Here is a 24,904-nt window from a genome sequence, read left to right as displayed (position 1 = left end):
GATTTATCAGTGCCTGCCCGGTACCGTGATCGCATGTCGACGCTGATGTTGCCGTTCCGGGCCAGAGGTCGGGACGGGCGGATCGTGATCAAGGTCCGGGCCAATGACGATCCGTACGCGACCGGTCATGATCTGGTGGCGAAGAACTTCGATCATGAGGCGTTCCAGGGATTTCCGGTGCTCACCGCCGAGGTCGAGTATCCGGGCGAGGGGCCCGCGGGATGGTTCTCCTGGATCCAGTTGATCCGGCATGTCCGGGACGGGGCGACCATCGACGAGGAGATCGACGGGCAGCCGCTCTACGTGCAGGGCTATCACCCGACCTTCGCCGATGCGCCGGCGAACCCTGATCATCTCGATCTCGACTGGCGGGCCGACGCGTTCCTGGTCGACATCGTCGGCCGCGAGCTTTCCCCGATCGTCGGGTTCAGCTGGGGCTACCGGCGCTTCCACGACGACCGGACCGAGCTGCTCCCGCTCGAACCCGTCGATGCGGAGGCCTGGCCGCGGCTCAAACGGCGGTTGGAGCAGGACTACGACGGGTGGACCGCCGTCTCCTGAGGCTGCCGATCCGGTGGCCCCGAGCCTGTCGTGATCTTGGTCCGGTAGACGAGCCGGCGGAGCAGCCACTCGGCCGGACCACGAACGCCGGTCCGCTCGAGCGCGACGGCGAGGGCGAGCGAGAGCAGCCAGGTGATGATTGCGATCAAGGCCGCCTGCCACTGGGTCAGCCAACCGCCCAGGCCGAGCCCCCAGGCGCTCAACAGTGGGGCGAAGATCACCGACTGAAGCAGGTAGCCGGACAGCGACCGCCGGCCGAGGGCCGTCAGTGCCCCGACGGCGAGACCGGCCAGTCGGGTCGGAGTGATCCGGGCGGCGATCAGGGCGAATCCCGCCGCGTACCCGAGCGCAGCGAACAGGCCGGTGAAGCCGTGCAGCAGCATTGGTGACCACGGCGGAAGGTCCAGCACACCGTGGTGCACCAGGACCGACGGGGTGGCCCCGGCCCAGCCGATCATGATGCCGGCAACCATGACCCGGGTCAGCAGCCGCCGGTGGGCTGCGGGCGACTCGAGGATCCGATGCCGGGCGCAGAGGACGGCGATCAACACCGCCAGCGGCACCACGAGGCCCAGCACCCCCTGCCCGAGCGTCACCGGCAGCCACAGCTGGAGTCGCGGCAGTACGGAGTCGAGGTAGGGCGTGATCGCGGCCGGCTGCGGGCCGGCCAGCTCCAGCGCTGCGGCCCCGCGCGGCATGATCATCCCGGCGGCCAGGGCCGCGATCGCCAGCAGGGCAAGGATTCCGCCGAGCACGCCGATCCAGATGATCAAGGTCCGGTCCCGGCGGCGCAGGAAGAGTCCGACGAAGATCAGTCCGATCAGGCCGTAGGCGCCGAGGACGTCGGCGTACCAGAGCAGGGCGGCATGGACCGCGCCGAACCCGATCATCCACAGGTGTCGTCGCTGCAACAGCCGTCGCGCCGCTCGCTCGTCCTGCCCGCTCCGTTGCTGGCGCGTATACAGCTGCCAGATGCCGTACCCGAAGAGGAACGCGAACAGGGGATAGCTCCGCGCGTCGATCACCGTGATCGCGATGCTCTGCCAGAGCGCCTCCAGTCCGGAGGTGCCGTCCCGATGGGCGCTGAGGCCGGACGTGGGCGCCCCGTACAGGTACCAGGACACGTTCGCCAGGGCGATCAGCAGCAGCATCAGCCCGCGAGCAAGATCCGGCGCGACGATCCGCCGGGCCGGCGCCGATCCGTCCATCCGACCCTCCACCTTCCGAGAAACTTACGATGTAAGTGACTATAGACTTACGACGTAAGGTTGATCAAGGCGAGGGTCGGTGGATCTGCGGCGGCAGGAGGTTCAGGACCGGGGCGGAGCTGCGGTCGAGGAGCCGATCTCGAGCCGGCACGGAATGAGTTGTGGGGGTGGCACGCTGCCGCCGCCCACCAGGGCGATCAAGGACTCGACGCCGAGCCGGCCGAGTTCCGGCCCGGGTGACCGCATGATCGTCAGTGCGGGATCGCTCAGCGACGGCAGCTCGCGGGAGGCGACCAGGGGGAGCACCGAGATCTCGCCGGGGATGTCGCGGCCGATCCGGCGGAGCTCGGAGACCAGGCCCAGGGAGGCGTACTCCTTCATGATCAACACGGCCGTCACGTCGGGATGATCATGTTGCAGCCGCCCGGCCAGCTCACGGCCGGCGGCGGCTGTCGTGCCGCAGTGCAGGATGATCGGCTCGAAACCGTACGCCTGCGCGGTGTCCCGGAAGGCCGCCTCGCTGCGCACGTACGGGCCGTAGTCGATCATGCCCGGGTCGGAGCGGTCACCGGAGACCAGGACGAGGTGGCGGTGGCCGAGCCCGTGCAGATGATCGACCGCATCCCGGATGGTGGCGTCGAAGTCGATGTCGACGTGCACGTACGGGGTCGGGTCGGCGGTCCGGCCGATCAGCGCGAACGGCATCCGGGACGCCTCCAGCACGGCGACCCGCGGGTCGTCCAGCTGGACCTCCATCAGCAGCACCCCGTCGACCAGGCCCTCGCCGATCAGCTCCTTCAGCTCGGCCGCGTCGTTGCTCACCGGCCAGAGCACCAGATGGTGATCGAGCCGGCCGGCCGCCGCGGCGGCGCTGGTGAAGAACTCCAGCGAGGACGAGCTCAGGTCGTGATCGAGGGCGGGGTAGGCCATGGCCAGGATGTGGGTGCGCCGGCTGGCCAGCGCACGGGCGACCGCGTTGCGGCGGAAACCGAGCTCGTTCATCGCCTGCTCGATCCGGGTCCGAGTGGCGGCGGAGACCGGCTTCGTGTCGTTGACGACGAAGGAGACGGTGGCAATGGACACCCCGGCTCGATCCGCGACGTCACGCATGGTCACCATCCGCCCATCCTTCCTCTCGCCCGGCGGCGGATCCCTTGACAGTGCCGATCCGCTCGTTGCAGTATCGACCCTGCGTGCTAGTTAAGCGCTTTACCGGTGCCCGAACCTCAGGACGGGCGGCGGTCGGCGGGGCGCTTCGACGTCAGCGAAGGGGCTGTTGCGATGTCCAGGTTGCGGGTGGCCGCGGTGCTGGCCGCGGCGCTGCTGACGGTGCTGCCGGCCTGCTCGCCGGCCGGCCGGGCCGACGGGGATCCGAACCGGCTCTCGGTGCTCGACTACTACAACGACGAACCCGATCACACCCTGATCCAGCAGGGTCTGGACCGCTGCGCCGGCCGGCTGGGGGTGACGCTGGACCGCGAGTCGGTGCCCGGCGACGACCTGATCGCGAAGGTGCTGCAGCGCGCATCCTCCGACACGCTGCCGGACGTGCTGATGCTGGACAACCCGGACGTGCAGCAGATCGCGGCCGCCGGCGCGCTGGTCCCGCTGGCCGACGACACCGAGGAGTACGCCGACGGGGTGGTGGCGGCGACCACGTACCAGGGGCAGAACTACGGCCTGGTTCCCGTGGTCAACACGATCGCGCTCTTCTACAACACGGAGTTGCTCCGCGAGGCCGGCGTCGAGCCGCCGCGGACCTGGGCCGAACTGCGGGAGGCGGCGCGCACGCTGACCACGCCGGACCGGTACGGCATCGCGTTCGACGCCGACGCCAGCTACGAGGGCGCCTGGCAGTTCCTGCCGGCGATGTGGACCAACGGCGGCGACGAGACCGACCTGACCAGCCCGCAGGTCGCCGAGGCGCTGCGGCTCTGGGTCGACCTGGTGCAGGACGGGTCCGCCTCCCGCAGCGTGATCAACTGGTCCCAGGGGGACGTAAAGGACCAGTTCGTCGCCGGCAAGGCCGCCATGATGATCAACGGTCCGTGGAACATCCCGTCGATGAGCGAGACGCCGGACGTGAAGTGGGACGTCGTCCAGTTCCCGGTCCGGGAGCAGGGTCAGACCCCGGTGGCTCCGCTCGGCGGTGAGGCCTGGACCGTGCCGCACACCGGCCGGGACGCCAAGCAGCGCAAGGCGGCGGAGTTCGTCAGCTGCCTCAGTTCGCCGGAGAACCAGCTGGACTGGGCCAAGGCCCGCTACACGGTGCCGACCCGGACCGCGCTGATCGAGGACGACGTCGCCGAGGTGCCGGTGATGAAGCCGTTCGCCGAGCAGGTGATCACGGCCCGGGCCAGGACCGGCAAGCTGGGCCCGGACTGGCCGGACGCCGCGAAGATCATCTACGAGTCGATCCAGTTGGCGCTGACCGGCCAGGTGGCACCGGAGGACGCGTTCCGGACGGTGATCGGATGAGCACCGTGACCGCACTGCGGCAACGGCACCAGCTCAAGGACCGGCTGGCCAAACTGGCCTTCGTGCTGCCGGCCGGGATCGCCATGCTGCTGCTGTTCGGCTACCCGATCGTGCAGAACCTGATCATGAGCCTGCAGGCGTACGATCTCCGGACGTTCTTCACCGGCGCGGCGCCCTGGGTCGGCCTGGCCAACTATGCGACCGTGATCAATGACCGGATCTTCTCCCGGGCCTTGATCAACACCGCCCTGTTCACCGCCGGCTCGCTGGTCTTCCAGTTCGCGATCGGGATGGCGCTGGCGGTCTTCTTCAAGAACCGCTTCCCGCTGGCCCCGACCCTGCGAGCCCTGTTGTTGCTGCCGTGGCTGCTGCCCTTGATCGTCTCCAGTGCGACCTGGCGCTCGATCCTGGAGGCCGACAGCGGGATCCTGAACCGGAGCCTGCGAGCGATCGGGATCATCGACGACCCGATCCCGTGGCTGGCCTCGCCGTCGGTGGCGCTGATCTCGGTGATCATGGTCAACATCTGGGTCGGGATCCCGTTCAACGTGACGCTGCTGTACGGCGGGCTGCAGGACATCCCGGACGAGTTGTACGAGGCCGGCGCACTGGACGGAGCCACCGGCTGGCGGGCGTTCTGGCAGATCACCTGGCCCAACCTGCGGGCCGTGGTCGGGGTGGTGCTGGTGCTCGGCGTGGTCTACACGCTGAAGGTGCTGGACATCATTCTCGGCCTCACCGGCGGCGGTCCGGCCAACGCGACCCAGACCCTGGCCACCGTCGCCTATCAACGCTCCTTCGTGGAGTTCGAGTTCGGCCAGGGTGCGGCACTCAGCAACATCCTGATCGTGATCGCGCTGCTGTTCGCGGCCTTCTATCTGTGGCGGACCCGGAAGGAGGCCCAGTGATGCGCCGGGACACGACGCTGCGCCGCGGGCTGCTGACCGCGGTCGGGGTGCTGATCCTGTGCCTGATGTTGTTCCCGGTCTACTGGATGATCAACGCCTCCTTCCAGACCGGCGGCAACACGCTGTCCGGCGCGATCTTCCCGCTCGAGCCGACGCTGGAGGGCTACCGGTCGGCGATCGAGGACCAGGGCCAGAACCTGATCACCAGCCTGATCATCGCGGCCGGCACCGTGGTGTTCAGCCTGGCGCTGGCGGCGCCCTGTGCGTACGGCCTGGCGCAGTTCCGGTTCCGCTGGACCGGTGTCGCCCTGCTGGCGATCCTGATCTCGCAGATGATCCCCGGCATCGTGATCGCCAACGCCCTCTACACCGCGTACGAACGGATCGGCCTGCTGAACTCGATCCCCGGCCTGATCCTGGCCAACTCGACCGCCTCGATCCCGTTCGCGGTGTTGATCATGCGGTCGTTCATGCTGGCCCTGCCGCCGTCACTGGTCGAGGCGGCCCGGGTGGACGGCGCCAACCAGTTCCGGGCGTTCGTCTCGGTGGTGCTGCCGGTCAGCCGGAACTCGTTGATCACGGCGGGCCTGTTCACGTTCCTGTTCTCCTGGAGCGACTTCCTGTTCGCGCTGACCCTGACCACGACGGCCGATCTGCGACCGGTCACGCTCGGCATCTACGAGTACCTGGGCACCCAGGTGCAGAACTGGAGCGCGGTGATGGCGACCGCCGTGCTCTCCGCGATCCCGGCGATCGTGCTGCTGGTCGCCGCCCAGAAGTACGTGGCCGCCGGGATCGCCGGCGGCGCCGTGAAATGATCAGACCACGAGATGATCAAGAGAGGCAGGACCGCATGGCTGCACCGGTACGGGTACTCGTCTGGGGCGAGAACCGGCACGAGCAGGTCGAACAGCACGTCCGGGACATCTACCCGAACGGCATGCACACCACGATCGCCGAGGGGATCAAGGAGCGGCTCGGCGACGGGGCGGAGGTGAGCACGACGACCCTGGACGAGCCGGACCACGGCCTGACCGACGAGGTGCTGGCCAACACCGACGTCCTGGTCTGGTGGGGCCACGCGGCGCACGGCGAGGTGTCCGACACCGTGGTGGAGCGGGTGCACGAGCACGTGCTGTCCGGCCTCGGGCTGTTGGTGCTGCACTCGGGCCACTGGTCCAAGATCTTCGGCAAGCTGATGGGCACCACCTGCACCCTGCGCTGGCGCAGCGAACAGGACCGGGAGCTCGTCTGGACGGTCAACCCGACCCACCCGATCGCCCAGGGCGTGCCGAACCCGATCATCATCGACCAGCAGGAGATGTACGGGGAGTTCTTCGACATCCCGACGCCGGACGAGCTGGTCTTCATCTCGTCCTTCACCGGCGGCGAGGTGTTCCGGTCCGGCTGCACGTTCCGCCGCGGCCACGGCAAGATCTTCTTCTTCTCGCCCGGTGATCAGGACTACCCGGTCTACCACCACAAGGATGTCCGCACCGTGATCGCCAACGGGGTCCAGTGGGCCCGGCCGGAACTGGAGCGGAAGATCCCGATCCTGCTCCGCTACGAGACCGACGACTTCTTCAACGGCCACGGCTACACCGGAGCGATCAAGGAACCTGCCGATGGCTGAACCACTCCGGTTGATTCAGGCCGGCGCCGGCGGCATGGGCCGGGCCTGGTTGCGGACGATCGCGGGCAACCCGGACGTCCGGCTGGTCGGGCTGGTCGACCTGGACCCGGCGGTGGCCGAGGCCGCGGCCGCTGATCATGGTTTCCCGGGGATCGAGATCGCGACCTCGGTGCCGGAGCTGTTGCAGCGCACCGAGGCCGACGCGTTGATCAACGTCACCGTGCCGGAGGCGCACCGCCCGGTGTCCGAGCAGGCCCTCGACCACGGTCTGGCGGTGCTCTGCGAGAAGCCGCTGGCGCCGTCGGTCGCCGAGTGCCGGACCATGATCGACGCCGCGGCGGCGGCCGGCCGGCTGCTGATGGTGTCGCAGTCCCGGCGCTACTTCCGTACCCTGCATGCCTTCGAGCGTCAGCTGACCCGGCTGGGCCGGCCGGAGCTGCTCACCTGCGAGTTCTTCAAGGCGCCGCACTTCGGCGGCTTCCGGGACGCGATGGCCGAGCCGCTGCTGGTGGACATGGCGATCCACCAGTTCGACCTGGCCCGGAAGCTGATCGGGGCCGAGCCGGTGTCGGTCCGCTGCCGTTCCTTCAACCCGTCCTGGAGTTGGTACGCGGGCAACGCGGCGGCCGAGGCCACCTTCGAGTTCGACGACGGTGCGGTGTTCACCTTCGTCGGCAGTTGGTGCTCACCCGGACTGGAGACCTCCTGGAACGGCAGTTGGCGGGCCAGCACGGCCGCCGGCACGGCTCGCTGGGACGGTGATCATGCTCCGGTGGCCGAGTTGGCCGACGGCACCGCGATCCCGTCCGAGGTCGGCACCGAGCCGGAGCAGATCGCCGGCAGCCTGGCCGAGTTCGTCAACGCTGTCCGGACCGGCGAGGCACCGCAGAGCGAGGCCCGTACCAACATCAACAGCGTCGCCATGGTCGAGGCCGCCGTCCGCTCCAGCCAGACCGGGGCGACCGTCGGCCTGGCCGACCTCATCCCGTCGGGCTGAGGGCGACGATCAGGACGCTCGCGCTGAGCAGCGTGCTGACCGGCACCTGGACCAGACGTTCGTCGCGGCTCCGGGAGATCGCGTTCGGCACGATGCTCAGCGTGCAGTAGCCGAACAGGATCCAGGTCAGCACGATCACGGCGGGCAGCGTGCCGCCCGGCAGGACGCCGGCCGGGCTCAGCAACAGGGTGGCGAAGCCCGCATAGAGCAGGACGGCGGCACCGGCGGCGAGCTTGAGCCGCCTCGGCAGCACCCGGTGCCGGCCGCCCCAGGCGATGGATCCGAGGGGTGCGCCGGCGATCAGCAGCACCTGCATCACGGCCAGCCCGGCGAGCAGGGCGAGGGCGACGATCAGGGCGGCCGTGATCATCTTCGGGTCCCGCTCGCCTCGGCCACCAGCTCGGCGAGCCAGTCGACCAGCCCCTGGCCGGCGCCCAGGCCGTAGTCCAGCACCCGCCGCGGAAAGCGGCCCGTTTCATGATCGGCTTCGAGGGCCGTCTGGACCTCGAGCAGCGACCGGTGATCGGCGACGGCTCGCTGGTGGAGCACCCGCAGCACCTCGCGGCGTTGATCTTCCTCGTCGAGGAGGCCGAGCAGGAACACCCGGGCCAGGGCGGCCAGCTCGGTGTCCTCGGCCGGTCCGGGCGTCCGCATCCAGTGCCGCCAGGTGCGCCGGCCCTGCGGGGTGACCCGGTAGAGCTTCTTCCCCCGGGCCGAGCCGGACGCCTCGACCACGGCGACCTCGCCCGCGTCGGCCAGCTGCCGCAGGGCCCGGTGAATGCTGCCGAAGCTGGCCGCATAGATCTGCGAGATCCCGGCGTCGAACCGGCGGTGCAGGTCGTACAACGTCTGCGGCTGCGCGATCAACAACCCCAGGATGAAGAACTTCACGGCTCCAATATATCTCCGAGATACGTCAAGCCAAGGGTGCGGCCGGATCTTCCAGGTGCCGCGGCGGGATCGTCCATGGTTCACCGGTGATCACTCGGCCGAGAATGGTGATCATGACGAGCGTGCAGTCCGAGCGGACCCTTCCGCTGAGCGACGAGGAGTTCCGGGCCTGGGAGGCCGACGGCTATCACGTGGCCCGCGGCCTGTTCTCGGCCGACGAGGTCGGGGCGATCCGGGACCGGTTCGACCGGATGGCGGAGCGGCGGGAACCGATCGAGGGGCACTGGGCGTACGACCCGGCGGCGACCGACGTCCTCGGCCGGTATCCGCGGGTCATGCACCCGCACGAGATCGACCCGGCCAACGTCGACGTCTACCTCGACCGCCGGGTGCAGCGGGTGCTGCGGCAGTTGATGGGCGAGGAGGTCATCGGCTGCCAGACGATGTTCTACTTCAAGCCGCCGGGCGCCCGCGGCCAGGCCTTCCACCAGGACAACTACTACCTGCTGGTGCAGCCGTACACCTGCATCGCGGCCTGGCTCGCCGTCGATCGCTCGTACCCGGAGAACGGCGGCCTGCAGGTCTGCCCGGGCACCCACACGATGGACCTCGAATGCCCCGCGGACGCGGACCTGTCGACGAGCTTCGTCGACGACTACGTGGCGCCGCCGCAGGGCCACGAGCCGGTCGGCCTGGACCTGGCCGCCGGCGACATGCTGTTCTTCACCGGCAGCGTGATCCACGGCTCGGGCCCGAACGCCACCGAGAACGAGTGGCGCCGCTCCTTCATCAGCCACTACATGCCGGTCAGCGCGACCCACATCGGCGGCTGGTACCTGCCGCACATGATGGACTTCGACGGCAACCCGGTGACCCGCGAGACCAACGCCTGGGGCGGCCCCTGCGGCGAGGAGAGCCCGCGCTTCCGCGGCTTCCACTGAGCCCCGGTCAGCCGAGCAGCACGCCCCGGCCGGCGTAGAACGCGGCGAGCCGGGCCCAGGACACCTCGGCGGATTGCGCTGAGACGCCGGGCAGCCCGGACGGATTGTGGATCAGCAGCCCTTCCTCGTCGGCTCCGACGGCGAGGACGAGATGACCTCCCCGCGACGGCGGCGCCTCGGTCTCGGCGTGCCGGATCATCCGAAGGCAGGCCACGCCGCAGGTTCTCGGCGCCCAGAACGCGTACTCCTCGCGACTCTCCGCACCCGAGTCGCGCCACCGCGGATCGTCCGCCGCCGAACTGGTCCCCGCGATCAGGGCGGGGATCAGCTCGGCGGACTCGTACTGCGCGTAGTACGGCACGTTGTGCGTCAGCACGGAGCGGGTCATGGGGACCCAGTGTGGATCACCGGTCGGCGCCGACCAACGGTGGCACCAGGGTGGCCAGCCGGGTCTTCAGGTCCGGCGCCATCTCCCGGTCCCGGTCGGTCTCCGACGGCATCGCGTCGAAGATCAACTGGAAGCGCTGCTCGAGCACCGGGGCGATGTAGCGGTCGGTGATCACGTACAGCTCGCCGGACCGGACCGCGGCGAGCACCTGCCGGCCGACCACGTCGGGCGACAGCCCGCGCTCCTTGAGCAGCGTCTCGGCAACCGACACCCGCGGATCGTCCTCGCTGCCTTCGATCCGGGCACTGTTGCGGATCACGTCGGTCGCCACGAAGCCGGGACAGAGCACCGTGATGCCGATCCCGTTCTCGGTCAGTTCGGGCTGCTGGCGCAGCGACTCGGAGAGCCCGACCACGGCGAACTTGCTGGTCGCGTAGGTCAGGTTCGGGCTCGCGATCAGGCCCGCGCCGGAGGCCGTGTTGACGATGTGGCCGGGGCCGCCGCGGGCGATCATCCGCGGCAGCACGAGCTGGATGCCGTTGACGACGCCGCCGAGATTCACGCCGAGCACCAGATCCCAGTTGTCCCAGGTGAGGTCGCCGGCCTTCGCGATCGTGCCGAGTCCGGCGTTGTTGCAGAGCACCTCGATCGGCCCGAACCGGTCCTCGACCTCGTCGACCAGCCTGCCGTACGCCGCTCGGTCACGGACATCGAGCCAGTAGCCCGCCGCCGCGTCCGGTCGTCCCGCCAGCTCCGTCAACTCCGCCGCGGCGGCGCTCACCCGCTCCTGGTCGAGATCCGCCAGGACCACGGTCGCTCCGGCCTCGACGAAGGCCCGCGCCATGCCGAGCCCGATGCCCTGCGCGCCACCCGTGATGAAGACCGTGCGGCCCGAGATTTCCCTCATCTGTCCTCCTCGTCGTGTTCGTACCTCCAGAATACTGACAGTTACTCTCATTTAAAAGTCACTGTCACATTGCTTCGGTCTGGTCGGGTGGAGAGAATGGCGGGCATGAATCCGCCCGGGCTGCGCGAGCGCAAGAAGCAGCGCACCCGGACCGCGATCCAGCAACAGGCGCTGCGGCTCTACCGGGAACAGGGTTACGCCCGCACCACCACGGAGCAGATCGCCGAGGCCGCGGAGGTCTCACCGAGCACGTTCTTCCGCTACTTCCCGACCAAGAACCACACGGTGCTGTACGACCGCCTCGATCCGCTGGCCGTCGACGCGATCCTGGCCCAGCCGCCCGACGTGCCGCCGCTCCGAGCCGTGCGGAACGCCCTGCTCGAGGTGCTGAACGGCCTGAATCCGGACGAACTCGCGCTCGAGGCGAGCCGCTGGCGGCTGGTCAGCGACGTGCCGGAGCTGCGAGCGGCGGCCTCGGCCCAGATCGAGACCACCATGCCGATCTTCGCCGAGGTGATCGGGCAGCGGGTCGGCCGCCCCGCCGACGACGAGGCCGTGGTCGCCTGGACCGGTGCCGTGGTCGGCGCGATCGTCGCCAGCCTGTTCGCCGCGTTCGACCGCGACGAGTCCGACCTGATCGGTGCCGTACACCGCGGGCTGGGCTATCTGGAGACGGGGCCGGGGTCGCTGACCGGGCCGGATCAGGCACCTTAGCCGCCGCCTTAGGTACCTTAGGCCGCCCGACTGAGGTACCCGGTCGCAAAGATCGGGCAGTTGACTCATGTCCCGCAGGGGGTCTTAGACCGAGTCTGGATACATCGAGAAAGAAACGATGTGGAAGGTACTCCGATGAGCCTCAACAGTGACTACTTCATCACCGCCGTAGTGACGCAGCGGGTGGCCGAGCTTACCGCGGAGGCCGAACGGGACCGGCTGGCGCGCGAAGCCCTGGCGGGCCGCCCGAACTGGCTGCAGCGGCACTTCGCCGGCCGGCGCCGGCGCAACCGGGCCGGGTTCCAGCCCACGCCGGAGCCCGCCCCGCAGCAGGCGCCGACCCAACAGCAGGAGCCGGCCTCGCAGCCCGAGCCGGTCGAGACCGGACCGAAGGCCTCGGCTCGGCGCGAACTCGTCGGGTCCGGACGGGTCAACGGGATCTGAGCGGCCGGGGTTCGCCGTGGTGACACGATGGACGCATGGCATTCCGGTCCGGCAGCACGAGATTCGGCCATAACATGCCGAAGCGGATGGTGGGCCGGGAGCCGCAACTCGAGGAGTTGCAACGCCTGTACGGAGCCGCCGCCGGTGGCAGCAGTCGACTGATCCTGGTCGGCGGCGACACCGGCGGCGGCAAGACCACGTTGGTGCACGCCTTCGCGAGCCGGCTGGCGGGCGCCGACGTCGCGGTCGAGCTGACAGAGTGCGTACCCCTGGAGGGGCTGGCCTATGCACCGATCAGCCAGCTGCTGCGCCGGATGATCGACGTACACGGGGCCGACCGGGTGCTGGCCTGGGCCGGTGCGTCCCGGGGCGGGCTGTCGGCGTTGCTGCCGGACCTGGTGGCGACCCCGGTGGCGCCGGAGACGCTGCGGCTGCAGTTGTACGAGGCGGTCGCGCATGTGATCGAACAGGCCAGCCGGGTCCGACCGCTGGTGCTGATCATCGAGGATCTGCACTGGGCCGACCAGTCCACCCGGCAACTGCTCGGCTTCCTGACCCGTGCCCTGGTCGACGCGCCGGTGCTGATGATCATGACCTTCCGCCGGGACGAGCTGACCCGTCGCCATCCGGTACGGACATTCCTGGCCGAGATCGGCCGGCTGCCGCAGGTGCGCCGGATCGAACTGCCCCGGCTGAACCGGGACGAGGTCGCGGAGTTGTTGATCAACCTGATCGGCCGGGATCCCGACCAGGCCATGATCGACTTGATCTTGCAGCGCAGCGAGGGTGTGCCGTACTTCATCGAGGAGCTGGTCCGGTCCAGCCAGGACGGCCGGGACTGCCTTCCGGACAGCCTGCGGGACGCCCTGGAGCTGCGGATCCAGGCGCTGTCCGACGAGACCCAGGCCGTGCTCCGGATCGCGGCGATCGGAGGCATCCGGGTCGATCACGCGCTGCTCGAAGGCGTCGTCCGGGTGAGCGGGCGGACCACGGCGGCCGAGCTCGACGACGCCCTCCGGGAGGCCACCGACGCGCAGCTGTTGCGGACCGACGAGACCGGGTACGTGTTCAGCCACGCCCTGTTGCAGGAGACGATCAGCGAGGACGTGCTGCCCGGTCAGCGGGCCCGGCTGCACGCCAACTATGCAACGGTTCTGGAGGCCATGACCGAGCTCCCGGAACGGATCAGGCTGACCGAGATCGCGCGGCACTGGTTCGGCGCCCATGATCAGAAACTGGCCTTCTCCTGGGCCTTGCGCGCGGCCCGGACGGATGACGTCGCCGCCCACGAGTCGCTGTTGATGTACGACCGGGTGCTGGAACTGTGGGACCAGGTGGCGGAGCCGGAGGCGATCGCCGGCGCCCGGACGAGCGTGCTGCAGGCGGCGGCGGAACAGGCCCTGGCCGCGGTCGAGCCCGAGCGGGCGCTGGCCCTGATCAACGAGTCGCTGGCCGAGTCCGCGGCCGATGATCATGAGGGTACGGCGGCCCGGCTGATGATCAAGGCACGTCTGTTGGCGACCGTGATCCGTCCGGGCAGCGTCGCGGCCGCCCGGCAGGCGATGGCGTTGGTGCCGGCCGAACCGCCGACGCCGCTGCGGGCCGAGGTGCTGAACCGGCTGGCGATGGACCTGATGCTGGAGCAGGGCGACCGGACCGAGGGACTGGCCGTCGCCCGGGAACTGATCGACCTGTCCCGGCGGCTCGAGCTGCCGGTGCTGGAGTCGCACGGCCACAACACGGTCGGCTGCCTGCTGGTCGCCGCCGGCGAGGAGGAGGCCGGGCTGGCCGAGCTGGCCCTCGCTGAACCGCTCGCCCGGGGCGACGCGTCGACCATGATCAGGTACTACATCAACGGCTCGGACACGGAGTACTGGTCCGGCCGGTACCGGGCCGCGGCGGCCACCGCCCGGGCCGGAATGGACGCCGCCCTGGGTCTCGGCCTCGACCGGACCATGGGTGCGATGCTGGCCGGCAACGCCGCCTGGCCGCTGATCGCCCTCGGCAACTGGGCCGAAGCCGGCCGGGTGGTCGACGCAGCGCTCCGGCTGGTGCCGCCGGCGAAGCACCGGACCCACCTGCGGATGATCCGGGGCTGGCTCACCCTCTGGTCGGGCGACGTGGCGGCGGCCGAGCAGGTGCTGGCCGAGTTCCGGTCCATGATCACCGAGGACCTCACCTCGCCGCAGTACGGGATGCTGGCGCTCGGCCTGGAGCTCTGGCTCGGCCGCTGGACCGACGATCCGGAACGGGCCTGGCGGGCGACCGGCCAGGTGCTGCGGAACTGGGACCGGCTGCACGGCGCCATGGTGTTCGAGCCGCTGGCCGTCGCCGCCTGGGCGGCCCGGCTGCTGGACGGCGGGTCGGGGGAGCGGGTCGAGGTGGTCCGGGATCGGCTCCGGCACAGCCTGCCGATGACGATCCGCGGCTACTGGGAGCCCGTCATCGAGGCCGAACTGGAGGGGACGGTCGAGACCTGGCGACGGGCCTGGACCGCGACCGCCGCCTCCTCCGCCCCGGTGGTGATCCGCCCCTATGTCGGCCTGCAGCTGGCCCGGGTGCTGGCCGACGCGGGCACGTCGGACGCCGACGTGATCACCGAGGCCACCACCGCCGCCACCGCCCTCGGCTCCGGCCTGCTGGTCGGGGCCCTCCGTGAGGCGGGCCGCCGGGCCGGCCTCGTACCCACTGATGAGAATGCCGCGCCGGCCGGCCCGCTGGACGGCCTGACCCCGCGCGAGCGCGAGGTGCTGACCCTGGTCGCGAAGGGCCGGACCAACGGTGAGATCGCCCGCGAACTGGTGATCAGTACGAAGACGGCCAGCGTCCACGTCTCGAACATCCTGACCAAGTTCGGCGTCACCAACCGAGGCGAAGCCGCCGCCCTGGCCCACCAACTCACCCCCGCCCAAACCCGCTGACCGGGCACTAAAGCAGGCGATCTGTCGGCGTGTCACTGCTCAAGTGCCCAGTCGGCGGTGCGGGAACCGAGCAGTGCGGTGGTGCCGGCAGGGGCGTCGAACCTGTCCCCTGAGCCTGTTGAAGGGCCAAGGCAGCTGTGGCCTGCCCTTCGACAGGCTCAGGGAGCGTGGTTGCCTTGGTCCTAGGTGGCCGCGGCGAGGGCAGCGGCCGGCGGCGTCCGGGCGGCCCGGAGTCCGGGCAGGATCGAGGCGACGGCACCGGCGAGCAGGGCCGCGACGACCACGAACACGGTCTGCGGCACCGAGATGGCATAGACCGTCGCGGTCATGTCGGACTCGCGGGCCAACGCCGACGTACCGAGGAAGCCGAAGCCGATCCCCGCGCCGACCCCGACTGCGGCCGCGACCAGCGCGAGGACGACCGCCTCGATCGCCAGCATCCGGCGCAGCTGCCGGCGTTCCAGACCGAGGGCCCGGAGCAGCGCCGACTCGCGTTCGCGTTCGATCACCGAGAGACCCAGCGTGTTGCCGACGCCGATCAGGGCGATCACGATCGCGACGCCGAGCAGGGCGGTCGCGCCGGCCAGCAGCCCGTCGATCAGCTGGTTCAGTTCCGCAGCCTGGGCGAGTGACCCGCCGATCACCACGCCCTGCCGTTGGTCGACGGCCGCGACGACTCCGGCGGACACCGCCTGGGCGGCGGACCGGTCCGTCGCCGAGGCCCAGACCGCGGCGACCGGCGCCTTCGGTGCGACGGCGGCGAGGGCCGACTCCCGGACCACCAGCATGAAGTCCTCCGGGATCCGGCTGAACGCCAGCCGGTACGTGGCCGTACGACCCCCGACCGTGACCGTGACCTGATCACCCTCGGCGAGACCGAGCAGCCGGGCCGTGTACGGGCCGATCAGCGCGCTGTCGTCGGAACCCAGCCGGTCCAGCCCGTCCCGGACCACGGTGCCGGCGTTCTCCCCGAGCCCGGCCAGCGTGACGTCCTGCGGCCCGTCCTCGCGCCCGGCGAGCGTGCCGCCGACCTGACGGACCGTGGTGGTGGCGCTGATCCCGGGCACGTCGGACAGCCCGGTGATCAGATCGACCGGCAGCGGCTCGGTTCCGGCCGACACCGTGACGTCAACCGGGAAGCGCAGCTGGGCATCGGCATCCGTGGTCGCCTTGACGCTGGCCGCGCCGACCTGCAACGTGACCACCAGGCCGACCGCGATCATGAGGGCCGCGCAGGTGGCCGCCGCCCGGCCGGGGTGGCGCAGCGTGTTCGCCGCCGCGACCCGGCTGACCGGCCCGAACCGGCGCAACACCACGCTGATGGCCCGCACCAGCAGCGGTACGTAGATCGGTGCCGCGACCACGATCCCGAGGCCGAGCGCGAACGCACCGGCGATCGCCGGCAGCAGCACCCCGCTCTGCGCGGTCAACGCATACCCGATCACCGCTCCGCCGGCCAGGATCAAGATCAACGCCAACCCGCCGATGATCATCGTCCGGCGCCGCTCGACCCGATGATCATCGACCGGGCGCAGGGCTTCCAGCGGCGTGATCCGGCTGGTCCGCGCGGCCGGGACGCCCGCTGCGACCACGGTGACCAGGACGCCGACGGCGGCGGCCAGGGCCAGCCGCAGCCAGGGCAGGGCCAGTCCGTTGCCGATCGAGCCGGACACGGCCGCGCCGATCGTGGCCAGCCCGATGCCCAGCGCGACCCCGGCGACCGAACCGACGACGCCGACCAGCACCGCCTCCGCGAGCACCATCCGGCGTACGTCGCCGCCGGTCGCGCCGACCGCCCGGAGCAGGCCGATCTGCCGGCGCCGCTGGGCGACCAGGATCGCGAACGTGTTGGCGATCATGATCCCGCCGACCAGCAGGGCGACCGCACCGAAGCCCTGCAGCAGGATCCCGTACGTGTCGACGCCGCCGGACAGTGCCAGCAGGGTCTGCTGGGCCACCTCGCCCGCGGTGGCGACCACGGCGGTCGACGGCAGGGTCGCCCGCAGCGACTCCATCACGCGACCGAGGTCGGCGCCCGGCGCCGTGGTGATCAGATAGCGGACCGGCCACTGGCCGGCGCTCCCCGGATCGGCCGCCTGCTGGGCCTGGAAGTAGGCGCCGGCAACGTAGCCGGAGTCCTGGATCCCGGAGAACAGGGACTGGGACTGGTCGACGATGCCGGTGATGATCATGGTGCGGCTCTGGTCGCTGCCGTCGTCGACGGACACCTCGGCGCCGACCTTGAGCCGGTGCTGTCGGGCCGTGGCCTGACCGACGGCGACCTGGTCGGCGCTCTGCGGCCAGCTGCCCTCGGTGAGTTCGGCCCAGCGCAGCGCCGGCGACTCGGGGACGGAGCTGATCCGGAGCACTCCGGCACCCTCCGGCCCGCGGAACTGGAGCCGGCCGGACCACAGCGGTTCGGCCACCGCCACCCCGGGGACGGCCCGGATCGCGGTCAGCTGGTCGGGGTCGGACGACTGGGCGTCGACCACAAGATCACTGGTGGAGACGGACTCGGTCGCGGCCTTGGCGACCGCGGCCTGTTCGGTCTCCAGGAAGGTCATACAGGCGGAGAGGAACGCGACGCTGATGGCGATCGCACCGAGCACGGCGACCATCCGGCCGGGCGCGTTCCGCAGTTCCCGCAGGGCGAGGCGCAACATCTACTGACCCAGCTCCCGCATCGTCGCCAAGATGTCCTCGGCGGTCGGATGATCAAGATCATCGACCAGTCGGCCGTCGGCCAGGATCAACACCCGGTTCGCGTAGCTGGCCGCGATCGGGTCGTGGGTGACCATGACGATGGTCTGGCCCAGTTCCCGGCTGGCCCGGCGCAGCTCGGCCAGCAGCGCGTGCCCGTTCTTGGAGTCGAGGGCGCCGGTCGGCTCGTCGGCGAACAGTACGTCGGGCTGGGTGATCAACGCGCGCGCGATGGCGACCCGCTGCTGCTGGCCGCCGGACAGTTCGCTGGGCCGGTGGTGCAGGCGCCCGGTCAGGCCGAGCGACTCGACCACGGCCTGGAAATGATCTTGATCGGCCTTGCGGCCGGCCAGGTCCAGCGGCAGCGCGATGTTCTCCGCGGCGGTCAACGCCGGCAGCAGGTTGAACGACTGGAAGACGAAGCCGATCTTGTCCCGGCGCAACCGGGTCAGCTCCCGGTCGCCGAGCCCGCTCAGCTCGTGCCCGCCGAGGAACACCCTGCCGGAGGTGATCGAGTCGAGTCCGGCCAGGCAGTGCATCAGGGTCGACTTGCCGGAGCCGGACGGACCCATGATCGCGGTGAACGTGCCGCGGTGGATGTTGACGCTGACCGAGTCGAGGGCCCGGACGGCAGTGGCGCCGGATCCGTACACCTTGGTCAGGTTGAGCGTCGACGCGATCACGCGCGGCAGTTCCTCGACCGGCGGTTCGGCGACGGCGGCCCGGCGTGCGGCTGCGGCAGGGGTGGACATCAGGCGGACTCCTCGATGGGTGACGTTGCACCACCGAACCTAGGAATGCGCCGCGATCCAGACATCGGAGCGCGGACCGGAGTCCGCTACGACCTCGGTCTGAACACCGGGCTACCGGTCGACGACCCCGACCTCGTACGCGAACAGGACCAGGCCCACCCGGTCCCGGATCTGCAGCTTCGACAGCAGCCGGCCGATGTGGGTCTTCACGGTGCCCTCGGCCATGTAGAGCTTGCCGGCGATCTCCGAGTTGGTGGCGCCGATCGCGATCTCCTCGAGCACCTCGATCTCCCGCGCCGTCAGCAGATCGAGCCGCTCGTCGGTCTTGCCCGGGAACGTCCCGGGCAGCTTCGGCACGACATGATCAAGAAGCCGCTTGGTCGCGCTCGGTGCGACCACGGCGTCGCCGGCCGCGACGTTGCGGATGGCCGACAGCAGGTCCTCCGGCCGGGAGTCCTTGAGCAGGAAGCCGCTGGCGCCGGCCTTGAGCGCGGCGAAGACGTACTCGTCGAGATCGAAGGTGGTCAGCACCAGCACCTTGACCGGATTGCCGGCGTCCGCCAGCCGCTTCGTCGTCTCGACCCCGTCCATCCGCGGCATCCGGATGTCCATCAGGACGACATCGGCCGGAGTCCGTTGCAGGGTGGCGAGTCCAGTCGCGCCGTCGGAAGCCTCACCGACCACTTCAAGATCGTCTTCGGCCTCGATCAGCATCCGGAAGCCGCCCCGCACCAGGGCTTGATCATCGACGAGGAAGACACGGATGGGCACGCTGGGACTCCTAGGACTGGACGTTCTGTTGAGGCGAGCCGGAGCGGAAACCGTCCAGCGGCAGGGACGCCCGCACGACGAATCCACCCCCGGGCCGCGGTTGTGCGCTGAGCCTACCGCCGTGCACGGCGACCCGCTCGGACATGCCGCGCAGCCCGTTGCCCCGTCCGTCGCCGACGGCGGCCGCGCCCCGTCCGTCGTCGCTGACCTCCAGTTCGATGGTGCCCGGCGTGTACGCGATCCGGACCCAGCAGCGGGCGTTCGGGCCGGCGTGCTTGAGCACGTTGGTCAACGACTCCTGGACGATCCGGTAGGCGGTCAGGCCGAGCGCCTGGTTGACCGCCGGCCGGTCGCCGTACTCGTTGAAGCCGGCCAGCGGGCTGGTCCGCCGGACCAGGTCACCAAGATCATCGAGCCCCGGCGTCGGTACGTACTCGGCGCCGGACTCCTCCGCCTCGCCGCGCAACAGCCGGACCATCTGGCGCATCTCGGCGAGCGCCTGCCGACTGGTCTCGGCGATCGTGCCGAGCACCTCCGGAGCCCGCTCGGGACGCTTGGCGGCGATCGCCTTGCCGCCCTCGGCTTGGACCACGATCACGGACAGCGAGTGCGCCACGATGTCGTGCAGTTCGCGGGCGATCCGCTGCCGTTCCGTCATCGTCGCGGCCCGTTCCCGCTGCGCCTCCTCGGCGATCAGCAGCCGCTGCCGTTCCAGCTCGGACTGGGCCCGCTGATGGGCGTTCTCGGCCCACTCGTTGCGGCGCCGGCCGAGCAGGTAGGCACCGCCGGTGATCGACGCGCAGGCGAACGCGGTGACGATCAGCAGCGCACCCTTGTCGACGTCGAAGCCGAACCGGAACACCCACCGCACCGGCCCGACCACGGACCCGAACATGGCCAGCGCGAGCGCGATCCGGCCCCAGCGGCGCTCGGTCCAGCGGGCCGCCGTGTAGACGATGATCGGGACCACGATGATCGCCATCACCGGTTCGCTGATCGTGGCCGCGATCATCAGCGCGAGCCCGGCGGCGGCGAGCACGGCCAGCCGGGGCAGCTGCCGGCGGATCATCACCGTGGCGGTCAGCGCGAAGGAGAGGGATGCGGCGATCAGGCCGTCGCCGGAGGTCAGACCCTCGTACCCCAGCAGGTACGGGACCACGCAGACGATCTGCAGCGCGACGCAGAAGCCGAAGTCGAAGGCCCAGTGCGGATCGCGGACCGTCGGCGGCGGTCCGGCCGGGGCGGGTCCGCTGAGCGGTCCGGGCACGGCGGTCATGGCGCAGCCCCCGCGGCGCGGTTCGGCGGTGCGCAGGAGTGGATCGGCGCGTGCTGGGATGACGTCATGACGGGGCCAGACTAGGAGCAGATCCCGGTCTGTTCATCGGTCCACGGTCGGAACCGGTGCGTGTCCGGGGTCGGATCAGCCGCCCTCGTCCTCGCGTTCGGCGGCGCCGGTGAAGGTGACCGGCTCGTTCACGTCGTCGCCGGGGTCGACCGTGACGGAGATCTGGCCGAGCGCACTGAACGGGACCGCGAAGCCGAGCGTCGCGGTCGCATCGTCGCCGGCCGGAATGGGTTCGCTGAACCCGGCCTGCAGTTCGCCGGTCTCGTCGACGATCAGCCTGGCGTCCTCGACGTCCTTGTACTGCACGGTGATCAGGCTGTCCTGGGCCGGGAACGGTTCGCCGCCGCCGTTGCTGATCAGCACGGCGACCACGATCAGTTCGCCGTTGGTCTCCTCGGCACCCTTCTCGTGGCTGCCGGCGTTACGGGCCAGCGGTGCGCCGGCGACCTCGATGGTCAGCCCGTTCTCGAACTCCGCGATGTCGTCGAAGGTGAAGGCGTCGTCGGAGAGGGTGGCCGACGCGGCGGGCGTCGAGGGCGCCTCGCTCGGCGGCGCAACCGGTGGCGGAGTCGAGGTGCAGCCGGCACCGAGCAGCAGCAGACCGGTGGTGAGCAGGGGTGCCAGGCGGCGGGTCAGCCACCGAGTGGAGCAGCGGTGGGCGGGTGCGGCGGTGGCCGCAGTGCGACTCATGGACACACGGTAATCGGAGCGCCGGAGACGCCGCGCATCGCCTCTCCCGAGTCCGGGCTATGGTGGCCGGGTGAAATGGAAGGTGTTGCTGGTAGTCGGAGCCGTGGTGGCCGGGGCGTTGATCGCGGCGCGGCGACGCAACCTCCAGATGCAGGCCGACGCCGAGCTCTGGGCCGAGGCGACCGACCCGGTGCCCAGTCCGCACCGGTAACCGGAAGCTCCTGATCGAGCAGCCCGCAGTGTCGAACGCACTGCGGCTGCTCCGCGACGCCCGCGTCGCCGAGGGCCGGGTGCACCGGCGCCTCCCGGCAGATTTGCGCCCGGTCGATCAAGATCACGTCGAGCTCACCTTGCGACATCACGCGGTGGCCTCGCAGTCGCTCGTCGTCAGGTACGGTGGCGGCTGGGAGTGGTGTCTGCTCGCGCTCGGAGCCGAAGCCGGAACCGAGTGCTGGACCGCCGACCGGCTCGACGATCATGAGCGTGCGGCGCTGGAGGCCCGGCGACGCGTGCTGGAAGGGGACGGCTGATGGCATCGCGCTACCGACGGGTCGTGCTGAAGCTGAGCGGCGAGGCACTCGCCGGCGGCGGCGACGGCTGGGGTGTCGACCCCGCGGTGCTGGACCGGCTCGCCGACGAGGTGCTCACCGTTCACGATCTTGGTATCGAGGTGGCCGTGGTCGTCGGCGGCGGGAACTACTTCCGCGGCCGGATGGCCGACACCTGGGGCATCGGCCGGGCCGAGGCGGACAACATCGGCATGCTCGGCACGGTGATGAACGCGCTGATGCTGCGCGGCGTGCTGACCGCGAAGGCGAAGACCGAGATCCGGGTGATGACCGCGATCGGGATCCAGAGCGTCGCCGAGCCGTTCATCCGGCTGCGCGCGATGGCGCACCTGTCCCGCGGCTACATCGTGATCTTGGCCGGTGGCATCGGTCAGCCGTACGTGACCACCGACTACCCGGCCGTGCAGCGCTCCCTCGAACTCGAGGCCGACGCGCTGCTGGTCGCCAAGCGCGGCGTCGACGGTGTGTACGACAGCGATCCCAAGATCAATCCGGACGCCCGCCGCTACACCGAGCTGACCTACGACGAGGCGATCCGGCGCGGCATCTCGATCATGGACGCGGCCGCCTTCGTGCTGGCCGGCGAGCAGGGCCTGGTGATGCACGTCTTCGACATCGACGGGCAGGGCGTCATGCAGCGGATCTGCGAGGGCGAGGACCTCGGCACCATCGTCCACCGCTGACCCCGGTCAGCCCTTCCTGGTCCAGCTCCAGTTCCGGATCTCCGGCAGGTCCTCCAGTTCCGCCACCACGTGGCGTTCATGATCAGCCAGGCGCTCCTCGCACCAGGCCAGCAGCTCCGATGCTCCCGGCGGGGTGCGCCGTGCGTTGTTGATCGCGTCCATCACGAGATGGAACCGGGAGGCGCGATTGCGTACCGTCATGTCGAACGGGGTGGTCGTGCTGCCCTGCTCGATGAAGCCGCGGACATGGAACCGGTCGGCGTCCGGACGGCCGTGCACCAGCTGGTGGATCGCGCCCGGGAAGCCGTGGAACGAGAACACGACGTCCACCTGATCGGTGAACAGCTCCCGGAAGTACGTGTCCGTGAGCCCGTGCGGATGATCACGACGGCGCGGCAACGCCATCAGGTCGATCACGTTGACGACCCGTACCTTCAACTGGGGCATCCGCTGGTTCAGGATCTCGGCCGCGGCGATCGTCTCCATCGTGACCACGTCGCCGGCGCAGCCCAGCACCACATCCGGGTCGCCGGTCCCGTCATCGTTGCCGGCCCAGGGCCAGATCGCCGCGCCGCGCTCGACCTGGTCCGCCGCCTCGTCGAAGGTCAGCCACTGCTGCTGCGGCTGCTTGTCGATCACGATCAGGTTGACGCAGGAACGTGAACGGAGGCAGCGATCGGCCACGTGCAGCAGGGAATTGGCGTCCGGCGGCAGGTAGACCCGGGACACGTCGCCGCGGTGCGTGATCACGTTCTGGATCAGCCCCGGCCCCTGGTGCGAGAAGCCGTTGTGATCATTGCGCCAGCAGGTCGAGGTGAGCAGGATGTTCAGGCTCGGCACCTTGGCCCGCCAGGGCAGGTGGTTCGCCTCCTCCAGCCACTTGCCGTGCTGGACGGTCTGCGACGCGCTGACCATCGCGAAGGCCTGGTAACTGGCGAACAGCCCGTGCCGCCCGGTCAGCGTGTAGCCCTCCAGCCAGCCGTGGCAGTTGTGCTCGCTGAGCACCTCCATCACCCGTCCGTCGGCGCTGATCTTGGTGTCGCCGGGCTCGACCCGTTCGGCGAACATCCGGTCCGAGACGTCGAACACCGCGCCCAGCCGGTTGCTGTTCACCTCGTCCGGGCAGAACAGCCGGAACGTGTCCGGGTTGCGGCGGTACAGCTCGGCCAGCAGTTCGCCGAGCCGTCGGGTGGACTCGACCGCCGTACCGAACTCGTCGCCGGTGACCGCGAACCGGCGCAGGTCGGGCAGGTCGAGATCACGGGTGAGCAGGCCGCCGTTGGCGTGCGGCGAGGCGCTCATCCGCAAGGGGCCGGCCGGGTTCGCCGCGAGCACCTCGGCGATCGGGGTGCCGGTCCGGTCGAACAGCTCGTCCGGACGGTACGAACGCAGCCAGGACTCCAGCTGGGCCAGGTGATCGGGGTTGTCCCGTATCCCCGACAGCGGGACCTGATGGGATCGCCAGGTGCCCTCGACCTGCTCACCGTCGACGACCGCCGGACCGGTCCAGCCCTTCGGGGTACGCAGGATGATCATCGGCCAGTGCGGCCGCTCGGCCGGCGTCCCGTGATCACGGGCGGACCGCTGGATCTCCATGATCGACGCGTGGCACTCGGCCAGCGCCGCGGCGAACCGGTGGTGCATCCCGGGAAGATCGGAACCGGTCACCTCGAGCACCCGATAGCCGTGGCCCTCGAGCAGGGAGCGGACCTCGTCGGGCGACTTGCGGCCGATCACGGTCGGGCCGGAGATCTTCGCGTCGTTGAGGTGCAGGATCGGCAGCACGGCGCCGTCCCGGACCGGGTTGAGGAACGAGATTCCCTTCCAGGACCCCTCCAGCGGCCCGGTCTCTGCCTCGCCGTCGCCGACCACGGCGATCGTCAGCAGGTCCGGGTTGTCGAACACGCTGCCGAACGCGTGCACCAGGGCGTAGCCGAGTTCGCCGCCCTCGTGGATCGAGCCGGGCGTGGTGACCGAGACATGGCTCGGAATACCGCCGGGCGAGGAGAACTGGCGGAACAGCCGCCGCATCCCGGCCTCGTCCCGGGTGACGTCCGGGAACACCTCCGTGTAGGTCCCTTCGAGCCAGCCGGCCGCGACCAGGGCCGGCCCGCCGTGACCGGGCCCGGTCAGGTAGATGGCCGACTGCCCGGACTCGCGGATCACCCGGGACACGTGGGCATAGATGAAGGACAGGCCCGGACTGGTTCCCCAGTGGCCGAGCAGCCGCGGCTTGATCTGCTCGGGCGCCAGCGGCCGCCGCAGCAGCGGGTTGTCGCGCAGGTAGATCTGGCCGACCGTCAGATAGTTGGCGGCCCGCCACCAGGCGTCGATGCTGGCGAGTTCCTGATCCGGCAGTTGGTTCATCGGGTCCCCTCGTCGTGTGATCCGAGCGCGCCTCCA

At 70.2% G+C, this 24,904-nt stretch carries 25 protein-coding genes; 13 read left to right on the top strand and 12 right to left on the bottom strand.

The window, feature by feature from the left end; all coding sequences use genetic code 11:
• Positions 1 to 33 precede the first annotated feature (33 nt).
• Positions 34 to 561, top strand: a complete 528-nt coding sequence (locus ACFQU4_RS05080; protein ID WP_377487710.1) for a hypothetical protein — start codon at positions 34 to 36, stop codon at positions 559 to 561.
• On the opposite strand, the gene ACFQU4_RS05075 is transcribed toward ACFQU4_RS05080, so the two are convergent.
• Positions 534 to 1,769: a DUF418 domain-containing protein gene (locus ACFQU4_RS05075; RefSeq protein WP_377487708.1), complete on the bottom strand. Its 1,236-nt coding sequence runs from the start codon at positions 1,767 to 1,769 to the stop codon at positions 534 to 536. The genes ACFQU4_RS05080 and ACFQU4_RS05075 overlap by 28 nt on opposite strands.
• Positions 1,770 to 1,871: 102 nt before the next feature.
• Positions 1,872 to 2,888, bottom strand: coding sequence for a LacI family DNA-binding transcriptional regulator (locus ACFQU4_RS05070; protein WP_377487706.1), 1,017 nt, complete (start codon positions 2,886 to 2,888; stop codon positions 1,872 to 1,874).
• A gap of 162 nt (positions 2,889 to 3,050) precedes the next feature.
• Between ACFQU4_RS05070 and ACFQU4_RS05065 the strand changes: the two genes are divergently transcribed.
• From ACFQU4_RS05065 to ACFQU4_RS05045, 5 genes are read left to right on the top strand one after another with little or no spacing between them, the layout of a single operon-like run.
• Complete coding sequence (locus ACFQU4_RS05065) at positions 3,051 to 4,247, top strand: ABC transporter substrate-binding protein (protein WP_377487704.1); 1,197 nt, start codon at positions 3,051 to 3,053, stop codon at positions 4,245 to 4,247.
• Entirely contained in the window at positions 4,244 to 5,155 is a 912-nt protein-coding gene (locus ACFQU4_RS05060) for a carbohydrate ABC transporter permease (RefSeq protein ID WP_377487702.1), read from the top strand. The genes ACFQU4_RS05065 and ACFQU4_RS05060 overlap by 4 nt, the downstream gene beginning before the upstream one ends.
• Complete coding sequence (locus ACFQU4_RS05055; RefSeq protein WP_377487700.1) at positions 5,155 to 5,973, top strand: carbohydrate ABC transporter permease; 819 nt, start codon at positions 5,155 to 5,157, stop codon at positions 5,971 to 5,973. The genes ACFQU4_RS05060 and ACFQU4_RS05055 overlap by 1 nt, the downstream gene beginning before the upstream one ends.
• A gap of 35 nt (positions 5,974 to 6,008) precedes the next feature.
• Complete coding sequence (locus ACFQU4_RS05050) at positions 6,009 to 6,788, top strand: ThuA domain-containing protein (RefSeq protein WP_377487698.1); 780 nt, start codon at positions 6,009 to 6,011, stop codon at positions 6,786 to 6,788.
• Positions 6,781 to 7,785: a Gfo/Idh/MocA family protein gene (locus tag ACFQU4_RS05045; RefSeq protein ID WP_377487696.1), complete on the top strand. Its 1,005-nt coding sequence runs from the start codon at positions 6,781 to 6,783 to the stop codon at positions 7,783 to 7,785. Before ACFQU4_RS05050 ends, ACFQU4_RS05045 begins: the two co-directional genes overlap by 8 nt.
• Here ACFQU4_RS05045 and ACFQU4_RS05040 read toward each other — a convergent pair.
• Together ACFQU4_RS05040 and ACFQU4_RS05035 are read right to left on the bottom strand one after the other, a co-directional pair.
• The gene (locus tag ACFQU4_RS05040; protein WP_377487694.1) at positions 7,769 to 8,155 is read right to left on the bottom strand and encodes a hypothetical protein; all 387 of its coding nucleotides are present in this window, start codon (positions 8,153 to 8,155) and stop codon (positions 7,769 to 7,771) included. The two genes, ACFQU4_RS05045 and ACFQU4_RS05040, sit on opposite strands and share 17 nt — an antisense overlap.
• Positions 8,152 to 8,676, bottom strand: a complete 525-nt coding sequence (locus tag ACFQU4_RS05035) for a PadR family transcriptional regulator (protein ID WP_377487692.1) — start codon at positions 8,674 to 8,676, stop codon at positions 8,152 to 8,154. The genes ACFQU4_RS05040 and ACFQU4_RS05035 overlap by 4 nt, the downstream gene beginning before the upstream one ends.
• A 113-nt stretch (positions 8,677 to 8,789) precedes the next feature.
• Here ACFQU4_RS05035 and ACFQU4_RS05030 point away from each other — a divergent pair, with 113 nt between their 5' ends.
• Positions 8,790 to 9,617, top strand: a complete 828-nt coding sequence (locus tag ACFQU4_RS05030; RefSeq protein WP_377487690.1) for a phytanoyl-CoA dioxygenase family protein — start codon at positions 8,790 to 8,792, stop codon at positions 9,615 to 9,617.
• A gap of 7 nt (positions 9,618 to 9,624) precedes the next feature.
• On the opposite strand, the gene ACFQU4_RS05025 is transcribed toward ACFQU4_RS05030, so the two are convergent.
• Positions 9,625 to 10,005: a hypothetical protein gene (locus ACFQU4_RS05025; RefSeq protein ID WP_377487688.1), complete on the bottom strand. Its 381-nt coding sequence runs from the start codon at positions 10,003 to 10,005 to the stop codon at positions 9,625 to 9,627.
• A gap of 16 nt (positions 10,006 to 10,021) precedes the next feature.
• Complete coding sequence (locus tag ACFQU4_RS05020) at positions 10,022 to 10,912, bottom strand: SDR family oxidoreductase (RefSeq protein ID WP_377487687.1); 891 nt, start codon at positions 10,910 to 10,912, stop codon at positions 10,022 to 10,024.
• A 105-nt stretch (positions 10,913 to 11,017) separates the two neighbouring features.
• Between ACFQU4_RS05020 and ACFQU4_RS05015 the strand changes: the two genes are divergently transcribed.
• The 3 genes from ACFQU4_RS05015 to ACFQU4_RS05005 all read left to right on the top strand — a co-directional run bounded on the left by ACFQU4_RS05015 (position 11,018) and on the right by ACFQU4_RS05005 (position 14,991).
• The gene (locus ACFQU4_RS05015; RefSeq protein ID WP_377487685.1) at positions 11,018 to 11,626 is read left to right on the top strand and encodes a TetR family transcriptional regulator; all 609 of its coding nucleotides are present in this window, start codon (positions 11,018 to 11,020) and stop codon (positions 11,624 to 11,626) included.
• A 135-nt stretch (positions 11,627 to 11,761) separates the two neighbouring features.
• Entirely contained in the window at positions 11,762 to 12,070 is a 309-nt protein-coding gene (locus tag ACFQU4_RS05010; RefSeq protein WP_377487683.1) for a hypothetical protein, read from the top strand.
• A gap of 74 nt (positions 12,071 to 12,144) precedes the next feature.
• Positions 12,145 to 14,991, top strand: a complete 2,847-nt coding sequence (locus tag ACFQU4_RS05005; RefSeq protein ID WP_377487681.1) for an AAA family ATPase — start codon at positions 12,145 to 12,147, stop codon at positions 14,989 to 14,991.
• 182 nt (positions 14,992 to 15,173) lie between these two features.
• On the opposite strand, the gene ACFQU4_RS05000 is transcribed toward ACFQU4_RS05005, so the two are convergent.
• The 5 genes from ACFQU4_RS05000 to ACFQU4_RS04980 form a co-directional block, all read right to left on the bottom strand.
• Complete coding sequence (locus ACFQU4_RS05000; RefSeq protein WP_377487679.1) at positions 15,174 to 17,654, bottom strand: ABC transporter permease; 2,481 nt, start codon at positions 17,652 to 17,654, stop codon at positions 15,174 to 15,176.
• The gene (locus ACFQU4_RS04995; RefSeq protein ID WP_377487677.1) at positions 17,655 to 18,443 is read right to left on the bottom strand and encodes an ABC transporter ATP-binding protein; all 789 of its coding nucleotides are present in this window, start codon (positions 18,441 to 18,443) and stop codon (positions 17,655 to 17,657) included.
• 111 nt (positions 18,444 to 18,554) lie between these two features.
• Entirely contained in the window at positions 18,555 to 19,214 is a 660-nt protein-coding gene (locus ACFQU4_RS04990) for a response regulator (protein WP_377487675.1), read from the bottom strand.
• A gap of 10 nt (positions 19,215 to 19,224) precedes the next feature.
• Entirely contained in the window at positions 19,225 to 20,490 is a 1,266-nt protein-coding gene (locus ACFQU4_RS04985; protein ID WP_377487673.1) for a sensor histidine kinase, read from the bottom strand.
• Positions 20,491 to 20,634: 144 nt separating this feature from the next.
• Positions 20,635 to 21,249 (bottom strand): hypothetical protein, encoded by a 615-nt coding sequence (locus ACFQU4_RS04980; protein WP_377487671.1) that lies wholly within the window; start codon positions 21,247 to 21,249, stop codon positions 20,635 to 20,637.
• 70 nt (positions 21,250 to 21,319) lie between these two features.
• Between ACFQU4_RS04980 and ACFQU4_RS04975 the strand changes: the two genes are divergently transcribed.
• Genes ACFQU4_RS04975 through pyrH form a run of 3 tightly spaced genes read left to right on the top strand, consistent with a single transcriptional unit; the run spans position 21,320 to position 22,501 of the window.
• A complete protein-coding gene (locus tag ACFQU4_RS04975; protein WP_377487669.1) occupies positions 21,320 to 21,460 on the top strand; it encodes a DLW-39 family protein in 141 nt (46 codons plus the stop codon).
• Positions 21,461 to 21,488: 28 nt separating this feature from the next.
• The gene (locus tag ACFQU4_RS04970; RefSeq protein WP_377487667.1) at positions 21,489 to 21,779 is read left to right on the top strand and encodes a hypothetical protein; all 291 of its coding nucleotides are present in this window, start codon (positions 21,489 to 21,491) and stop codon (positions 21,777 to 21,779) included.
• Positions 21,779 to 22,501: a UMP kinase gene (pyrH, locus tag ACFQU4_RS04965; RefSeq protein ID WP_377487665.1), complete on the top strand. Its 723-nt coding sequence runs from the start codon at positions 21,779 to 21,781 to the stop codon at positions 22,499 to 22,501. The genes ACFQU4_RS04970 and pyrH overlap by 1 nt, the downstream gene beginning before the upstream one ends.
• A gap of 6 nt (positions 22,502 to 22,507) precedes the next feature.
• On the opposite strand, the gene ACFQU4_RS04960 is transcribed toward pyrH, so the two are convergent.
• Positions 22,508 to 24,868, bottom strand: a complete 2,361-nt coding sequence (locus tag ACFQU4_RS04960) for a phosphoketolase (protein WP_377487663.1) — start codon at positions 24,866 to 24,868, stop codon at positions 22,508 to 22,510.
• Positions 24,869 to 24,904: the final 36 nt, after the last annotated feature.

Origin of the sequence: Microlunatus sp. GCM10028923, assembly GCF_042666975.1 — a bacterium.
Classification (GTDB): Bacteria; Actinomycetota; Actinomycetes; order Propionibacteriales; family Propionibacteriaceae; genus Microlunatus.
Note: the sequence above shows the minus strand (reverse complement) of the source record. Positions and strands in the feature narration are given on the sequence as shown.

Excerpts from the sequence above, each read along its gene's own strand:
- ACFQU4_RS05045 (WP_377487696.1), top strand. The coding sequence starts at position 6,781 with ATGGCTGAACCACTCCGGTTGATTCAGGCCGGCGCCGGCGGCATGGGC.
- ACFQU4_RS05055 (WP_377487700.1), top strand. The coding sequence starts at position 5,155 with ATGCGCCGGGACACGACGCTGCGCCGCGGGCTGCTGACCGCGGTCGGG.
- ACFQU4_RS04985 (WP_377487673.1), bottom strand. The coding sequence starts at position 20,490 with ATGACCGCCGTGCCCGGACCGCTCAGCGGACCCGCCCCGGCCGGACCG.
- ACFQU4_RS05005 (WP_377487681.1), top strand. The coding sequence starts at position 12,145 with ATGCCGAAGCGGATGGTGGGCCGGGAGCCGCAACTCGAGGAGTTGCAA.
- ACFQU4_RS05065 (WP_377487704.1), top strand. The coding sequence starts at position 3,051 with ATGTCCAGGTTGCGGGTGGCCGCGGTGCTGGCCGCGGCGCTGCTGACG.
- ACFQU4_RS05020 (WP_377487687.1), bottom strand. The coding sequence starts at position 10,912 with ATGAGGGAAATCTCGGGCCGCACGGTCTTCATCACGGGTGGCGCGCAG.
- pyrH (WP_377487665.1), top strand. The coding sequence starts at position 21,779 with ATGGCATCGCGCTACCGACGGGTCGTGCTGAAGCTGAGCGGCGAGGCA.
- ACFQU4_RS05030 (WP_377487690.1), top strand. The coding sequence starts at position 8,790 with ATGACGAGCGTGCAGTCCGAGCGGACCCTTCCGCTGAGCGACGAGGAG.
- ACFQU4_RS05080 (WP_377487710.1), top strand. The coding sequence starts at position 34 with ATGTCGACGCTGATGTTGCCGTTCCGGGCCAGAGGTCGGGACGGGCGG.
- ACFQU4_RS05050 (WP_377487698.1), top strand. The coding sequence starts at position 6,009 with ATGGCTGCACCGGTACGGGTACTCGTCTGGGGCGAGAACCGGCACGAG.
- ACFQU4_RS05025 (WP_377487688.1), bottom strand. The coding sequence starts at position 10,005 with ATGACCCGCTCCGTGCTGACGCACAACGTGCCGTACTACGCGCAGTAC.
- ACFQU4_RS05010 (WP_377487683.1), top strand. The coding sequence starts at position 11,762 with ATGAGCCTCAACAGTGACTACTTCATCACCGCCGTAGTGACGCAGCGG.
- ACFQU4_RS05070 (WP_377487706.1), bottom strand. The coding sequence starts at position 2,888 with ATGGTGACCATGCGTGACGTCGCGGATCGAGCCGGGGTGTCCATTGCC.
- ACFQU4_RS05040 (WP_377487694.1), bottom strand. The coding sequence starts at position 8,155 with ATGATCACGGCCGCCCTGATCGTCGCCCTCGCCCTGCTCGCCGGGCTG.
- ACFQU4_RS05060 (WP_377487702.1), top strand. The coding sequence starts at position 4,244 with ATGAGCACCGTGACCGCACTGCGGCAACGGCACCAGCTCAAGGACCGG.
- ACFQU4_RS04980 (WP_377487671.1), bottom strand. The coding sequence starts at position 21,249 with ATGAGTCGCACTGCGGCCACCGCCGCACCCGCCCACCGCTGCTCCACT.
- ACFQU4_RS04960 (WP_377487663.1), bottom strand. The coding sequence starts at position 24,868 with ATGAACCAACTGCCGGATCAGGAACTCGCCAGCATCGACGCCTGGTGG.
- ACFQU4_RS05015 (WP_377487685.1), top strand. The coding sequence starts at position 11,018 with ATGAATCCGCCCGGGCTGCGCGAGCGCAAGAAGCAGCGCACCCGGACC.
- ACFQU4_RS04995 (WP_377487677.1), bottom strand. The coding sequence starts at position 18,443 with ATGTCCACCCCTGCCGCAGCCGCACGCCGGGCCGCCGTCGCCGAACCG.
- ACFQU4_RS05000 (WP_377487679.1), bottom strand. The coding sequence starts at position 17,654 with ATGTTGCGCCTCGCCCTGCGGGAACTGCGGAACGCGCCCGGCCGGATG.
- ACFQU4_RS05075 (WP_377487708.1), bottom strand. The coding sequence starts at position 1,769 with ATGGACGGATCGGCGCCGGCCCGGCGGATCGTCGCGCCGGATCTTGCT.